Annotated in this window: 14 protein-coding genes; 5 read left to right on the top strand and 9 right to left on the bottom strand. The window is 64.6% G+C overall.

Annotated features, from left to right (window positions below; genetic code table 11):
- Nucleotides 1-55 precede the first annotated feature (55 nt).
- Nucleotides 56-2,092, bottom strand: coding sequence for a M13 family metallopeptidase (locus ACTIFJ_RS12655; protein ID WP_439534474.1), 2,037 nt, complete (start codon nt 2,090-2,092; stop codon nt 56-58).
- 24 nt (nt 2,093-2,116) lie between these two features.
- Nucleotides 2,117-2,848, bottom strand: a complete 732-nt coding sequence (locus tag ACTIFJ_RS12660) for a hypothetical protein (protein WP_439534475.1) — start codon at nt 2,846-2,848, stop codon at nt 2,117-2,119.
- A gap of 94 nt (nt 2,849-2,942) precedes the next feature.
- On the opposite strand from ACTIFJ_RS12660, the gene ACTIFJ_RS12665 reads away from it, so the two are divergent.
- Nucleotides 2,943-3,545, top strand: a complete 603-nt coding sequence (locus tag ACTIFJ_RS12665) for a hypothetical protein (RefSeq protein ID WP_439534476.1) — start codon at nt 2,943-2,945, stop codon at nt 3,543-3,545.
- Nucleotides 3,546-3,618: 73 nt separating this feature from the next.
- Here ACTIFJ_RS12665 and ACTIFJ_RS12670 read toward each other — a convergent pair whose 3' ends face one another.
- The 3 genes from ACTIFJ_RS12670 to ACTIFJ_RS12680 all read right to left on the bottom strand — a co-directional run bounded on the left by ACTIFJ_RS12670 (nt 3,619) and on the right by ACTIFJ_RS12680 (nt 6,117).
- A complete protein-coding gene (locus tag ACTIFJ_RS12670) occupies nt 3,619-4,461 on the bottom strand; it encodes a hypothetical protein (protein ID WP_439534477.1) in 843 nt (280 codons plus the stop codon).
- Between the two features lie 26 nt (nt 4,462-4,487).
- The gene (locus ACTIFJ_RS12675) at nt 4,488-4,919 is read right to left on the bottom strand and encodes a hypothetical protein (protein ID WP_439534478.1); all 432 of its coding nucleotides are present in this window, start codon (nt 4,917-4,919) and stop codon (nt 4,488-4,490) included.
- A 121-nt stretch (nt 4,920-5,040) separates the two neighbouring features.
- Nucleotides 5,041-6,117 (bottom strand): helix-turn-helix domain-containing protein, encoded by a 1,077-nt coding sequence (locus ACTIFJ_RS12680; RefSeq protein ID WP_439534487.1) that lies wholly within the window; start codon nt 6,115-6,117, stop codon nt 5,041-5,043.
- A gap of 195 nt (nt 6,118-6,312) precedes the next feature.
- Here ACTIFJ_RS12680 and ACTIFJ_RS12685 point away from each other — a divergent pair, with 195 nt between their 5' ends.
- From ACTIFJ_RS12685 to ACTIFJ_RS12695, 3 genes are read left to right on the top strand one after another with little or no spacing between them, the layout of a single operon-like run.
- Complete coding sequence (locus ACTIFJ_RS12685; RefSeq protein ID WP_439534479.1) at nt 6,313-7,317, top strand: LLM class flavin-dependent oxidoreductase; 1,005 nt, start codon at nt 6,313-6,315, stop codon at nt 7,315-7,317.
- A gap of 3 nt (nt 7,318-7,320) precedes the next feature.
- Nucleotides 7,321-7,887 carry an alpha-ketoglutarate-dependent dioxygenase AlkB gene (locus tag ACTIFJ_RS12690; protein ID WP_439534480.1) on the top strand — a complete coding sequence of 189 codons (567 nt, stop codon included), beginning with the start codon at nt 7,321-7,323 and terminating at the stop codon, nt 7,885-7,887.
- A 48-nt stretch (nt 7,888-7,935) separates the two neighbouring features.
- On the top strand, nt 7,936-8,628 hold the full coding sequence (locus ACTIFJ_RS12695) for a fumarylacetoacetate hydrolase family protein (protein ID WP_439534481.1): 693 nt from the start codon (nt 7,936-7,938) through the stop codon (nt 8,626-8,628).
- Here the strand turns inward: ACTIFJ_RS12695 and ACTIFJ_RS12700 are convergent.
- From ACTIFJ_RS12700 to ACTIFJ_RS12710, 3 genes are all read right to left on the bottom strand, one after another.
- The gene (locus ACTIFJ_RS12700; protein ID WP_439534482.1) at nt 8,625-9,551 is read right to left on the bottom strand and encodes an alpha/beta hydrolase family protein; all 927 of its coding nucleotides are present in this window, start codon (nt 9,549-9,551) and stop codon (nt 8,625-8,627) included. The genes ACTIFJ_RS12695 and ACTIFJ_RS12700 overlap by 4 nt on opposite strands.
- Before the next feature lie 101 nt (nt 9,552-9,652).
- On the bottom strand, nt 9,653-12,103 hold the full coding sequence (locus ACTIFJ_RS12705; protein WP_439534483.1) for a TonB-dependent receptor: 2,451 nt from the start codon (nt 12,101-12,103) through the stop codon (nt 9,653-9,655).
- A gap of 168 nt (nt 12,104-12,271) precedes the next feature.
- On the bottom strand, nt 12,272-13,135 hold the full coding sequence (locus ACTIFJ_RS12710; RefSeq protein WP_439534484.1) for a helix-turn-helix domain-containing protein: 864 nt from the start codon (nt 13,133-13,135) through the stop codon (nt 12,272-12,274).
- A 133-nt stretch (nt 13,136-13,268) separates the two neighbouring features.
- On the opposite strand from ACTIFJ_RS12710, the gene ACTIFJ_RS12715 reads away from it, so the two are divergent.
- Nucleotides 13,269-14,276, top strand: a complete 1,008-nt coding sequence (locus ACTIFJ_RS12715; RefSeq protein ID WP_439534485.1) for a DUF1838 family protein — start codon at nt 13,269-13,271, stop codon at nt 14,274-14,276.
- 66 nt (nt 14,277-14,342) lie between these two features.
- On the opposite strand, the gene ACTIFJ_RS12720 is transcribed toward ACTIFJ_RS12715, so the two are convergent.
- On the bottom strand, nt 14,343-14,882 hold a 540-nt coding region (locus ACTIFJ_RS12720), incomplete at its 5' end, for a Coenzyme F420 hydrogenase/dehydrogenase, beta subunit C-terminal domain (RefSeq protein ID WP_439534486.1).

Here is a 14,882-nt window from a genome sequence, read left to right on the forward strand (position 1 = left end):
CCACCGGCTGTTGTTCGGCGCCCTCGCCGCGCCCCCCGATTGAGACAGCCCCCGCTCACCAGATCCTGACGCGCTTCTCGGGCGGCAGGTACAATTTGTCAGTCGGCTTGATGTTGAACGCCGTGTACCAGGCATCGACATTGCGGACGACGCCATTAACCCGGAATTCGCCGGGGCTGTGCGGATCGGCCAGTGTGCGCCGCCGCGTCTCGCCCTCGCTGGTGATGTTGCGCCAGACCTGTGCCCAGGCGAGGAAAAACCGCTGGTCGCCAGTGAAGCCATCGATCACCGGCGCCTTTCCGCCCTGCTTTTCCTTTACATAGGTCTGATAGGCTGCATAGGCGACCGAAAGCCCGCCGAGGTCGCCGATATTCTCGCCGAGGTTCTGGCGGCCGTTGATCTTCAGACCCGGCAGCGCGTCATACTGGTTGAACTGATCGACGAGGCCTGCCGTGCGCTTCTCGAACTCGGCCCGTGACCTGGCGCTCCACCAGTCGCGCAGCTTGCCGTCGCCGTCGGACCGGCTGCCCTGGTCATCGAACCCATGGCCGATCTCATGACCGATCACCGCCGCGATCGAACCGAAGTTGACCGCCGGATCGGCATTGGGATCGAAGAACGGCGGCTGGAGGATGCCGGCCGGATAGGTCATGGAGTTGCTGCCCGGGCTATAGCCGGCGTTGATCTCCTGCGGGCTGTACGGAAACTCCCATTTCCGCGTCGGCTCGGACAGCTTCTTCAGATTGTCCTGCACGGCCCATTGGGCGAGCCGATTCTCGTTGCCGACCAGATCATCGGCAGTAATCCGTACGGTCGACCGATCATGCCAGCGATCGGGATAGCCGATATGGGTGGTGATCTTGTCCAGCTTCTTCAGCGCCTCGGCGCGCGTCGGGGCATCCATCCAGTCCAGCTTGCCGATGCGGTCGCGGTAGGTGGCGCGCAGATAGCCAACCATCTCGTTGACCTTGGCCTTATCGTCGGCACCGAAATATTTGCCGACATATATACGGCCGATTTCCTCACCCATCGCGCCATTGACCGCGGTGATGCTCTCGAATTCCGGGGCGCGACGCTCTGGCGTGTCCTGCAGGCGCTTGTTGTGAAAATCGAAATACGCCTGCACCCAGGGCTCGGACAGCGAATCCGCCCAGGCATCGAGGGTCTTGAACAGCAGGAAGGACTGGAGGTCTGCCACTGACGTCTCGGCAAACAGCTTTGCCATATCGCGAACGGCGGTGTCGGTGGTGATCTTCAGCCGGGGCTGCGTGTCGAACCTTTCCTCGGCCAGAAACGCTGCCCAGGGAAAGCCCGGCGCATAGGCTGCCAGTCGGGCCGGGGTCATCACATCGTTCATGCGCACCACGTCGCGGCGCTCGGCCAGTGTCCACTGGCGCCGGGCAATCTCGGTCTCCAGCGCCATCACACTGGCCGCCCGGGCATCGGCATCGGCAATGCCGGCGCGCCGGAAGCTGTCCGCGATATAGTCGCGCAGCGCCTGGCGATGCCCGATATAGGGCTCCGCATCAGCCAGGTAATAGTCGCGGGACGGCATGGTGAGGCCGCCGACGCCGATGGCGGCGATCTGCCGCTCCGGATTATCAGCGTCTACCGTGACGCCGCCGGCAATGAGTCCGTCCATCCATGGCCAGGCCATGATACGCGCCAGATCGGCGCGGTCGGTAGTCCCGGCGACAATCGACAGCGTGCTGGCGATCGGCGTAATGCCCAGCGCGTTGCGCCGCGCCGTGTCGGCATGCGACCGGTGATAATCGCCGATCATCTGCGCGGGGGTGCCCGGTGCGCCCTTGCCCTGCCGGGCCTCGTCGATGATCCCGCCGACCCGCTGCTCGGTGGCCAGATAGACCTCGACGAAGGCATCGATGAACGGCACCCCCGGCGGTGCCTTGGCAGTGCCGAGCCAGGCCTCGTTGACATAGCGGTAGAAGTCGTCGCCGGGCCGCACCGTCCGCGACAGGCCACTAATATCGACCCCCCATTGGCCGATCGCCGGCTTGGGCGTTGCGGCTAGCAACATCGGCAGCGGCAGGGCCATTGCCGCGATCAGCAGGACAAGTCTGGTTGGTTTCATGGTCGCATCCCCCTAGGCGGGCAATCAGCCGCCGATCACGAAGGCATCAGGAATTTCATAGACTTCGACCGTGCCGATTCGGACGATGTTGACATCCCCCTGGCGCGAGGCGCGCAGCGGCGCATTGGCGTCGCTGCTCGTCGGCCGCCCGTTCTTGAAATAGATGTAACGCTGGCCGCCATCGGGCGTCTTCAGCTCCACGGTGGCCTCGCCCATCGGCATGCGCATCACCCCGGCTTTGCAGCGGCCTTTTGGTGCCCCCGCCGAGGCGACGCAGGGGATTTCCGCTGTGGCGTTGTAATTGGTGCCCGGCACCAGCGCATCCCGGCTCGGCCGTGGCGCCGTCCCGGCGGCCGGGCCGCCCCGGGCGCCGATGGTGATGCTGTAATTCGCGACCTCGCCACGGCGCGCGGCGTTGCGCATCAAATAGACTTGCACAACATGCGGGCCATTGACCGTCAACGGCCCGGAAAAGCGGTTGCCCGATGTCGAGCCGATGAACATCGCCGAATTGGCGCCGGGCGCGGTGACGTTGAAATAGGCCGATGCATTGCTCGGCTTGAAGTCGACCGTCAGTGTCTGCCCGGCCCGGGCGTTGACGATATAGCTGTGATCGGCATCCCCGGCAATCCGACCCTTCAAGGTCGCGCTGGTGGTGCCTTTGGCGAAGGTCACGGTGGTGCGCTGCTGCGCCTCGGCCGGCGCATTAAGCAGGAGGACGGCCGCCGCGGCAGCGACAATGCTATGCTTGATCATCGAAAACTCCTTCGAACTAACCGATTGCTGCGAAACAGGGGCATGGGCACGACGAATATTGTCAGCGTCCTGCAGATCGCCGATGCTGACTTCCATGCCGAAGCATGCCGCCCGTCGCTTTTCAGTCGCTTCATGGCTGCTGGTGCTCGGCATTTGTAGCTCGGCGGCGTCCCAGCCGGCCGTGCCCCCGCCGCTTGAACAGCGGCAGGCCGACTGCGCCCGGCCGCAATATGCGTCCGATACGCTGGTCTGTAGCGACCCGGGCTTGCGCGCCCTCGATGCCGAGGTTGCCACGCTGGCCGACCGAACCCCGCCGCTGGCGGACGGCGCGATATGGGAAGACCAGGCAGCTTGGCAGCGTCGCCGCAGCCTGTGCGCCTTCAAACCCGATCATCGCGCCTGCCTGGCTGCCGCTTATGCGGACCGCCAGGCCGTGCTCGCCGCTGCGTTGGCCGAGACAATTCTGCCGCTTCTCTGCGACGGTGCCCTGCGCGGCCGGACGCTGGCCAGCAGCGCTGCCAGCGATGGCCAGGCGCTCACTATTACCGAAGGCGGCCGCCTCGTCGCCGTCGCCCGGTTCCACCTCGCCGCCGACCGCTTGTGGCAACCATGGCTGAGTTGGCAAAAGTCCGGCCGCCGGCTGGTGCTCCGCCCGCAAGCGGGAAAATCCGTCCGCTGCACCCTGCCGTCTTCCTGACGCGGCGCCGCCCCTGACCGGCCAAGGCATCATCGGGAAAAATCCTGGCGCATGACCCGGAGCATGGCGCCGGTCAGCGGCAGCGCGGATGGGTCTGGATGTCGTTGACGCTGTCGGCCCGGCCATCGGCGGTGATCACCTGCAGGCACTGGCGCGTACGGCCATTCCACCAGATCGCGCCCTTGGCATTGCGCCCGGACTCGAAGCCGTCGACCGAGCGGAAGCCCCGCCGCTGCAGATCGCTTTCCACCCCGGATGCCCGCTGCCCGACGAGGCTCGAGAAGTCGTCGCCGCCGTTACCGGACTCTCCATAGTTGCTGTTCTGGTAACCATCTCGATACTGCCGATATTCCGGCCGATAGCTGGACTGATGGTTGCGTTCGTTGACACCCGATTGGTAGCCGTCCGAATAAGCATCCGAACGGCGGTCGTTGCTGTAGCTGTGGTTGTAGAGGCCGTCGCGATGACCCCGCTCGAAGTCGGCATAGTCGTTCTGGTTCTGATACTCCTTGTCATCGCGGTGGTGCGACTTGTGACTGAGGGCCAGCACGCCGATTAGCGCCGCGACGCCCACCGCCGCCGCCACCGCGCCGTCGCTGCCCCCCTTCTGGTTACAATCGGAGGCGCCGGCATCGGTGATCGCTTGGTAGCGGCCGTCGCGCGTGGTCACCCGCACGCAGTCCTTGCGGCTGGGGTTCCACCAATAGTTCTGGCTCCGGTCGCCGTCCCTGTGGTTGGAAATCGAGACCCAGCCACGTGATTCGAGGTCGTTCTCCGCCCCCGCCGCCCGCGCGCCGACCAGATCCCGCAGCTCGTTGGCACTCTTCGCCGTCGCCGCCACCGGCGTCGCCACCAGCGCCAACGCCACCAGCGCCCGCATCCCCTGCGCCATCATCATTCTCTCGCCGGTCGTCATCGCGTCATCGTCCTTCCTGTTCGGCGTTATTGCGCCCCGCCGGGCCTCTCCGACATGCCGGCATTGGCATCTCCCTGGGGCACGGAAATCATCGTCACTCCCTCGGCCACTGCCATGACCTCACCGCCGGTGGCCGCCAGCACCGCTACGGCGGCAGGGTCGCTGCGGTCGCCCGGGCATCCCACCAGAATGGCGCTGTCATCGAGATAGTTCACCGTCAGGGCGCTTTCCCCGAGCCGGCGGCAAGGATCCCCGGCGCCCGGATAGCCATCGCCCATCACGGCGATGACCGACGGCCAGGCAAATGATTCGGAAATATCGGCCTTGGAGGGCTCGCTGGTATCGCTGGGGCTGTCGGCCGCATCGCTTTCAGCCGACTTCTTAGCTGGCGTTGATTGTCCGCACGACGGGAGAGCGAGGCAGGATATCGCAAGTACCGAGCGCACCACAAACATCATCTACCGCCCCACGACGACAGCTAATGTGAGTAATTGAACATTCTTTACCTTGCGAGATCATTATCCGCCATGAATTTGACAATTCACGCCAAATTGCCTTGGTTCCAGCAGCAGCCTTCGCTTATCGCCATTGTCTGCGCAGACGTGCCGGACTGTCACCAAACCATTGCCGGCATTTGCGTCCCAGGCTGGACTGGTCTGGAAAGCCCAGCCGCTCGGCGACTTCCGCAAGCGGCAACATCGATCGACTCAACAATGACCGCGCGATGATCCTGCGTTCGGTATCGACGATCTGGTGATGCGTGGTGCCGGCGCGTTCCAACGCTCGGACAAGCGAACGCGCGGACATGGCCAGTGCGCGCGCCGTCTCCTCCAGCGTAGCCACCCGGCCTTGCTCAATCCTGCCGCGTACATAGGTGCGTATCCGGCCGACCAGCGGCACATCCTGCAGCAACCGGATATCGGCCTCGCATCGCGCCACGCCTTCGTGCCATAACGCAGCGTCATGATAGGGGCTGGGCTGGCCGAGCCACGTCTGCGGAATCGCCATGTAGCTGGCCGGCCCGCCGATGCTGACCGGACAGCCCAGCTGCCCCGCCAGCGCCGCAGGATCGGATACAGGCTGCACCGCGAAGTTGACACGGGCTGCCGCCACGCGCGATCCGATGAACATCTCCACAACCCGGTGCGTCGAGACCAGCGTCAGCTCGGTGGAAAGCCGCTCAAGCCGGCCGAGCGGGGCGGCTGGATAATAGGCGATGCGCAACTCCTCGCCGTCCGGTTCCAGTCGCCATCGCCACCATGGCAGGGTCGCCTCGCCGTGGCGTACCGCCAGTTCCAGGGCATCGAGCAGCGTCGGCGCATAGGGCAGGCAGGCGGTCATGTTGTCGTCCGCAGGGATGCGGGTGTTGCGTGCCAATCGCTGCGCGATCACCGCCCATGGAACGAGATCGAGAATATTGAAGCTGATCCGCACGATATCGCGAACGGAAAGCAGTCGCGGCAACGGCCCCTCGCTGCCGGCGAGCGACGTGCCCGCCCGAGTCCGCGCGGGATCGCCGAAATCGGCTTCATACTGCGCCACGGTATTGCGGCTGCCTAATCGATCAGCAATCACACCAAGTCCGGCAATCATGGTGTCGATCTCTGCCAAACGTGCATCAGCGGAAGCATCGGTCACTGCAAGCCTCGGGTCCATCACGTTGACAGCCTGGCCCAGTACCCGACCGTAGATTTATACCAATTTTACAGTTGATAGCGACGACCTGCAATTGCCCCGACGGGCGCGCGACATTGTCGCATTCGGCTGCGGCGGCGCCCCGTCATGATGGCGACCAATCCGATCAGGTCGTTGGGCATAGCAAAGCTGGCTGAGCCTCCCTATCTTCAACCCATGACAGATATCTCCATCCTCGATCTGGTCCGTGTTACCGAAGGCACCGACGCTCGCGCCGCGCTCGACAACGCGCGGAATCTCGCCAGCCATGCCGAAGCTTGGGGGTACCGACGCTTCTGGGTCGCCGAGCATCACAACATGCCCGGTATCGCCAGCGCCGCCACCGCGGTGGTCCTCGCCCATATCGGCGCCGGCACCAGCACCATCCGCATCGGCGCCGGCGGCATCATGCTGCCCAATCATGCCCCGATCGTCGTTGCCGAGCAGTTCGGCACGCTGGCCACCTTGTTCCCGGGCCGCGTCGACCTCGGTCTCGGCCGCGCCCCCGGCACCGACCAGTTGACCGTCCGCGCCCTACGCCGCTCGCTGACAGATCCCGATGATTTCCCGCGCGATGTGCTCGAGCTCCAGGCCTTTTTCCAGCCAGCCCAGCCCGGCCAGCGCGTCCAGGCCGTTCCGGCTGCCGGCACCAAGGTGCCGCTGTGGATCCTTGGCTCCAGCACCTATGGCGCGCAGGTAGCGGCCGAATTCGGCCTCCCCTATGCCTTCGCCTCGCATTTCGCCCCCGACATGCTTCTGCCGGCGCTGCAGATTTACCGGGCCCGCTTCAAGCCCTCCGCCCAACTCGCCCGCCCGCACGCGATGATCGGCGTCAACATCATCGCCGCCGATACCGACAGCCAGGCCCGGCGCCTCGCCACCAGCCAGCAGATGTCGTTCGCCAACTTGCTGCGCGGCACCCGCGGGCTCAGCCAGCCGCCGATCGACGATATCGATCTTTACTGGTCGCCGGCGGAAAAGGCCCAGGCCTCGTCAATGCTGGCGCGCTCGATCATCGGCTCGCCGGCGACCGTCAACGCCGGCCTCGCTGCGCTGATCGCCGAAACCGCCGCCGACGAGCTGATGATCGTTTCGGACGTCTATGATCATCAGGACCGGCTTCGTTCCTTCCAGCGCATCGCCGAGGCCGCGCGCTCGATGGGCAACAGCCTCGCCGCCTGAGCCATGCAGCCAGACCTGTTCACGCCGGCCCTGCTGCCCGGCCTGGACGTTCAGGCGGCGTTGATCACCGAAGCCGAGGAGGCGGCGCTGATCCCGGCGCTGGACGCCCTTGGCCTGGCGCCGTTCCGCTTCCATGGCTGGCTGGGCAACCGCCAGACCGCGTCGTTCGGCTGGCACTATGATTTCGACACGGCACAGTTCGCGCCGGCGCGCCCGATGCCCGACGTGCTGATGCCGCTGCGCGCCCGCGCCGCCACTTTCGCCGGCCTGGCCGAGGCCGATCTCGCCCAGGCATTGGTGACGCGCTACGATCCCGGCGCCGGGATCGGCTGGCACCGCGACCGCCCGGTGTTCGACCATGTCGTCGGCATCTCGCTCGGCGCCCCGGCGGTGATGCGCTTCCGCCGCCGCGCCGCTCGCGGCTTCGAGCGCAGCACGTTGCCGCTCGACCCCCGCGCTGCCTATCGCCTGTCCGACGAAGCCCGCCACCTATGGGAACACAGCATCGCCCCAATGACGGCCCCGCGCTGGTCGGTCACCTTCCGCAGCCTTGCAAAGGCAGCCGGCTAACCGGGGTCGCGCCTTGGTCCAGCCGCCGCTTTCGGATATGCCCCGGCGATGGACATGCTCTTCGCCCCGCCACCGCCCGTCCTCGCCGCCACCAGCGATGGCCGGCTATTTCCGGTGCGCCGCCTGTTCTGCATCGGCCGCAACTATGCCGCCCATGCGCGCGAAATGGGGATGGATGACCGCGATCCGCCATTCTTCTTCACCAAATGGGCCGAGGCCGTGGTGCCGACCGGCGCCACCATCGCCTATCCGCCAATGACCGCCGACTTCCATTACGAGGCCGAGCTGGTGGTGGCGATCGGCGCGGCCGGGCGCAACATCGAGGCTGCGCGCGCGCTCGAGCATGTCCATGGCTATGCCACCGGCCTCGACATGACCCGCCGCGACGTCCAGTTCGAGGCGCGCGACAAGGGTCGGCCCTGGGACGCCGCCAAGAATTTCGAGCAGGCCGCCCCGCTAGGCCTGATCCATGCCGCGGCCGATGTCGGCCATTCGACCACCGGCCGCATCGCCCTGACGGTCAATGGCGATACCAGACAGGACGGCGACCTCGCCGAGCTGATCTGGACCGTGCCCGAGGTCATTGCCCATATCAGCCGCTATTATGCGCTGCAGCCGGGCGACCTGATCTACACCGGCACCCCCGCCGGCGTTGGCGCGGTAACGACGGGCGACACGCTTGTCGTCTCGATAGACGGCCTGTCGGACTGCACCGTCACCATTGGCCCGGCGGCGGTCTAACGCACCTCAACCCAGCCCATCGGGGTCTCGAGACTTTTGAGGCCGTCGAGCGACTGGCCGCCGCGCACTTTTTCCAGAAATGCCAATGACACGGCGATGGCGCTGTCCAGCTGCACCCGCTGCGGCGGCTCGGTGCGCTCCGGCCGGCAGATAAGATTGCCGAAATAATGGTCGACGCCCTCGCCGACGAAAAGCACCGCCGGCGCCGGCGTCGTATCGAAGCTGAGCCGGTGCGCCCGCCAGTCCGGCGCCAGGCCGGGCAGCATGTCAGCGGTGCCAGTCTGGACGAACATCGGCTTGCTGACTGTCTTCCAGCTGTCCCCGGGCACGCTCGGCAGCCATTCGCCTGGCGGCGAATAGGCCAGAGCGGCGACGACATCGGCATCGACCGGATCGGTGGCGGTACCGCTGGCCGGCGACCGGGCGCCGCAGAGGATTTGTGCCACCAGCCCGCCATAGCTATGTCCGGCGGCAATCACCTTGCCGGCACTGGCGCCAAGCTCGGCCCGGCGCGCAATCATCGCCCGCACGTCCTGCATGCGCATGCCGGTTGCCATCGCCTGCTCGATCTTGCCGCCGCCCGGATGGTCCGGGCTGTCGGCATGCGTCGGCGCGGCAACGACATAGCCGGCGGCAGCGAGCGGCCGGGCGAGGTTCTCATATTTGTCCGGCCGGCTGTTGGCGCCGTGCGAAAAGAGCATCAGCGGATGTGGCCCGCCGACGGCCGGCGCCCAGATATTGATCGGCACGACCCGGCCATCGGCCAGCGTCAGGCTGGTTTCGCGCGCCCGCACCCCATCGACGGGGGTGATCGCGCGCGCCGGCAGGGCCAGCCCGGCCGCTGTTGCCGCGAGCAGCGTGCGCCTGCTGAAGCGCAGGCCCCGAGACGATTTGGAACGATCAGGGTGGGTGCCAGATGTCACGCAGGGTCCTTTGCCGCAAAGCCGGAAGCCGTTGTCAGCCAGCCCTCGGTCGAGGTCAACCAAGCCCCCGGTGGCCGCCCGCGCGGCCACCGGGAACAGGCTCAGTAGCGGACGGTCCCGGTCAGACCGAACGTCCGGCGCTCGCCCAATGTTGGCACATAGGAGGCAGAGCCGGCGCCGCCGGTACCAATCAAAAACAGCGAGGACGAAACATATTTCTTGTCCGCGATATTCTTGATCCAGCCATTGATCGTGAACCGGTCGAATTCGAAGCCGAGGTTTGCGTTAAGGAGCAGACGATCGGGCACAAAGGCCAGGTTCGCCTCGTCAACATATTGCTTGGTCTGGTACGTCCCTTCAATGCGCCCGAACCAGCTGCTGTTGCTGCCCATATCGCCGTTGAAGCTCGCCCCAACCACAGCGTCGAAAGCGGGGATACGCTCGACCTGATTGCCGCCGATCGGCAACACGCGGCCGATGACAGGATCCGGAATATAGGAGCATACCACCCCATCGCAGTTCCCCGAGGCACCGAAGCGCTGGGATGTGGTACCGTCGATATAACGCGAGCGCGTATAGGCCGCAGCGGCGTCGAACGTCAGCCAGTCGGTTGCCCGATAGGTCGTTTCGATTTCACCGCCCCAGACATCAACGCCCCCGATGTTTTCAATCAGTGACGGCACAATCGCCGTGAAGCTCGGCGCCGTACCATTGGCCTGCAGGCGGACGCCGTTGGTCTGGAGGTTGCGCCAACGAGTGTGATAAGCGGCCATATTGAGCGTCAGGCGTCGGTCGAAGAACTGGTTCTTGGTACCGATTTCATACGTCCAGTTAGTTTCCGGATCGTAGCTGCGCTGCGGCACGAAAGGTACGAAACCGTTGAACCCGCCAGATTTAACGCCGCGGGCAACCGAGGCGTAAATCATGTTGTCCGGCGAGAGACGGTAGGTGATCGAGGCGCGCGGCGTAAAGAACTGCTGCGTTTGCGCCTGACGCGGCGGCACCAGCGCCTGAATTGCCGTGTTGGTGGGCTCGCGGGTCAACCGGTCGAAATTGACCTGGTCCTCGATCGTATAGCGGCCTTCGAGCGTGATCTCCAACTGGTCGCTGGGCGTAAACCCAAGGAACGCAAAGCCGCTGTAGATATTTTCTTCGCGGAGAAGGTTGGTATTGCGCTGCAGGAAGCTGCTGGGGAAAGGCAGTCCGGGACCGATCGGGAAGAAAAAGTTCGGGCTGGGCTCGACCAGTGAAAGGATCGGCGCAACTTCGGACCCGTTCGACTCGATATCCGATGTCTTGGAATAGTTGACACCGAACAACGCCCTGAACGTGCTGCTCGGTGTATAGCTGAACCGCACTTCATGGCTCCAGCCCCGGAAGCTTGAATCGCTGCCGGACGAATCGAACAGTACCGAATTTGCAGGAAGGGCACCGCCAAATGTCCCGATCGGGATCAGCGGATTACGCATCGGACTGCCGCGCGCATCAACAGCGGCCCGCGTGAAACCGAACTGATACATCGCGGTCCAGTCGCCTTCTGGTGCCCATTCGATTTTCGCCGACACGACTTCCGTCGGTCCACGCAAACCAAAGGCGCGCGGATCGACCAGCAGCCCGGCCGGCCGGTTCTCGCCTGGGTTGAGAACCGGAAGCGCCGGCAGTTCACCAACCAGAAGCCGATTCTGCCGGCCATCGAAGCCCGTGACTGGCGAGGCGTTCAACGTGTTCTCCAGCGTGGCAAGACCGATCGTGCCCGCTGCATAGCCGGGCACCTGATCGATCTGCCGCTCGGTGCGGATGTACAGGGCATCCAGCGTGAGCGAGTCGGTCGGCTTGGCGATGACGCGGACCTGGTAGCTCTCCTTGTTCCAGCCGCCGAGGTTGCCGCGGGTATTGGCGCCCTTTTCATCGGCCAGTGGGTGACCATTCTCCCAGCTGCCATCGTACTGCGAATGAGCGATCGCGCCCAGAACGGCCAGCTTGCCGGGGATGATCGGCAGGCTGACAAATCCGCGCGCATCGTAGCGGTCGTAATTCCCGATGGTGCCGGAAATCTCGGCCTCGATCTCGTCGAGGTTCGGCGCGCGGGTGGTCATGTTGACCACACCGGCAAAGGCGTTGCGGCCATAGAGCGCCGACTGCGGGCCTTTGACGATTTCGACCTGTTGCAGTTCGAGCAGGCTGTTATCGACCATATAGCCACGCTGCAGATAGATGCCGTCGATATTGATCGGCACGTTCTGCACGGGCGAGGTGGTGCGCAGGTTGGTCTGGCCGCGAATGGCTGGCTGGACGACGATCGGGCTGATGGCCTCGAAGGCAAAGCCGACGGTCCGTTCGGCAATGTCCATCATGTCGTCGACGCCCTGGCGACGCATCTGCTGGGCATTGATCACCGAAACGTTCAACGGAATATCCTGCAGTCGCTCGTTGGCGCGCCGCGCGGTCACGATAATGGCGTCATCGGCTTCCGCCGCCGCCTGCGCCATCGCCGCTTCGCCGGCTAGAACGCTCAGGCTCGCGCCCATGATCAACATCGACCGAAATGTCATACACCCTCCTGTTATACTGTCGCCGTTGCCTGATACCCTGTGCATCCCCCAGCACGGCGTCGATCAGCAATATGCATCACGCCTTGCAGAACATTGATGAGGGGTTGCGACAGATTATCCGCTAGGTGGAGAGTTTACCGTCCAATTTTCGGCGGTGTTGCGAAACTGTCACGCAGCATAGCGGGGCGGCGGATAAAGCGCGCCCGCCCCCATTTCCGCCGAGATCAGCCGCGCTGTCTCCTTCAACTGCGGCACATAGCGGCTCTCCGCCTCGGCCATGCTGATCGCGCTGGCAAAATAGATCAGCACCAGCGCGCCGACGACGCGACGATCGTTGAACAGCGGCACCGAAATCGACGAGGTCTTGCCCGGCTGCGGCGTATAGGCGTTGCGCGCCTGCGTCCCATAGCCCTTGGCCCTGATCTCATCGAGCATCCGCTCGCTGGAGGTCAGCAGCACCGCCATGCGCTCCGCCGGCCCGTCCATCTGCCGCAGACCCTGCAGCACACCGGCGCGCTCTTCGGCATCGCACCAGGCCAGATAGGTCTTGCCGCTCGAACTCTCGATGATCGGCAGCGTATAGCCGGGCACATGGTTGTGCAGCGTCAGGCTGGTCAGCTTGTGGGTGGTATCCCGCACCATCATCATCGGCCCGACCCGCGAGGTGATCGAGATCGGCCAGCCGAGATTGCGGGTCAGCTCGACGATATGCGGCCGGGACACTGCCACCAGATCATCCTCGTCCTGAAAGCCCATCGCCAGCGTGCGCACCAGCGCCGTCGGCCGGTACCGCTTGCGCGCCGGCTCCCGCTCGACAAAGCCCTCGTCCATCAGCGTCTGCACGATCCGGCAGGCGGTGGGATAAGGAATGTCGGCATGGCGGCAGATTTCCATCATCGACACCGAGCCGCCGCGATTGACTGCCTGCAGCACCGCCAGTCCTCGGCTGATCGACCGGACATTGCCGTCCCGCTCCGCTGCCGGCAAAAGCCCCCCCTCCATCTCGACATGCGATGATGCGCTGCTCGCCATTGATTGTCCCCACGCCCTCCTGCGACAAGAGTGACGGCCCCGATATCTCCGTCAGGCGAACAGTCTATCGCCTCAACTCTTGCAGGGGAAGCCCGGCGGTGGTCCCCTGTCGGTGCATTGCAGGGAGTGAGCCATGGACAGACGTAATTTCATCATCGGCACGGCAGCGCTGGCAGCAGCGGCGCCGGCGATGGCCAAGATCCGCACCTCCGATCCGTCGACGCTGAAGGGCCCGTATCTCGACCTGACGACCGGTGAAGGCAATATGGAGGCCCTCGCCCGGATCAATGGCAACACCGACATGAAATCGACCAAATATGGCTGGGCGCAAGGCATCGTGCAGGGCGTACGTCCGGGAGAGATCGTACGTGATCTTTGCGGCTTTACCATGATGAGCTGCGCGAAGCTGCTGCCCTATGAGGGCGGCAAGGGCTACCGCAAGGTGCTGCGTGAAGTCGGCTTCTACACCGACCTGAAAACGGGCGAGATCATTGAGGAGTGGACCAACCCCTATCTCAATGAGACGGTGAAGGTCGTTCCCATTGCCAATGATCCGTTCAACCAGCTGATCACGCCGTTTGCGCCCAAGCCTCCGGCTTATGGGGGCCTTATCAAGGCCGAGGAAAACCGCGATCCGCTGTTGCTCAACTGGCAGCGCAGAGGCGAAACCCTTAACCTGTTTGCCTATATCAACCTGTTCTATCCTTCGTCGCTGCCGCCCGAAAAGTGGCCGCGGGAAAACGGCAATCCGATGAACCAGGTTACCGAAACCTTCCTGCACCAGATCAAATGGGCCGACATGCAGAACCCGAAGGTCACCTCGATCAACTATGCCGGCACCTGGTCGCGCGTCACCCCCTGGCTGCCGTGGATGCTGATGGGCCCCACCGAGGGCCATTGCATTTACAACACGTTCATGGGCGCCGGCGACAGCCTGGACATCATCGACAAGAAGACCCTCGCCTATGTCGAGAAGAATTATCCTTTGTATCTCGAAGCTCCCAAGGAATGGGTAGAACCCTCTCTCTCCAGCCTCGAATGGTATGCACGCCAGCAAAAGCCAGCCCCGGTTCCTGCCGGCCAGCCGGTGCCGCGCGCGCCGGAACCGAAAATGTCGGCCTGGGCCAAGAAGCCGGCCTGACCCGACCTTCCCTCGAGCGTTTCCCTCGAGAAAAACTGGGCCGGTGCTTTCCAGCGCCGGCCCTTTTTATTCCGGCCGATCTTTGCGTTCGCCGTCTTCCGGCGCCAGCCCATAGCGGGCAGCCAGCGTCCAGACATGCGGCGGGATCATATTCTTCATCATCCCTGGCCGTTGCCGGCGCAGAAACAGTACGGTTTCCAGCGCCTTCATCTCGACTCGCGCACGGGCGAACTCCAGCCCTTTCGGCCCGACCAAAGGCATCAACCGACCAACGATCGGCCGCAGCCAGTTCGGCATCCGCCGCAACGGCAGGCCGCCGGCCGCCAGCACCGTATTGGCCAGAAAGCCCTTCACCGGCCCCGTCCGGTCGCCCTTCGAGCCGACCGGCCTTACCTCGATCTCGTCGTCGAGCAGAGCCAGCAGTTCGCTGCCGCGTTCGTTGCGTACCAGCAACCACTGGTCGCCCTCGCCGGCCATGTAGCCCACCGTGATATCGGCGAGGCTGTTGGTATAATCCACGCAAGTCCGGCACGTCGTCGGCCAGAAGTCCGACCGCAGGTCGGCCAGCGGCAGCATCAGGAACGGCACCAGCTTGTGCCGACCATC

The organism is Polymorphobacter sp. (assembly GCF_051860865.1).
GTDB lineage: Bacteria > Pseudomonadota > Alphaproteobacteria > Sphingomonadales > Sphingomonadaceae > Sandarakinorhabdus.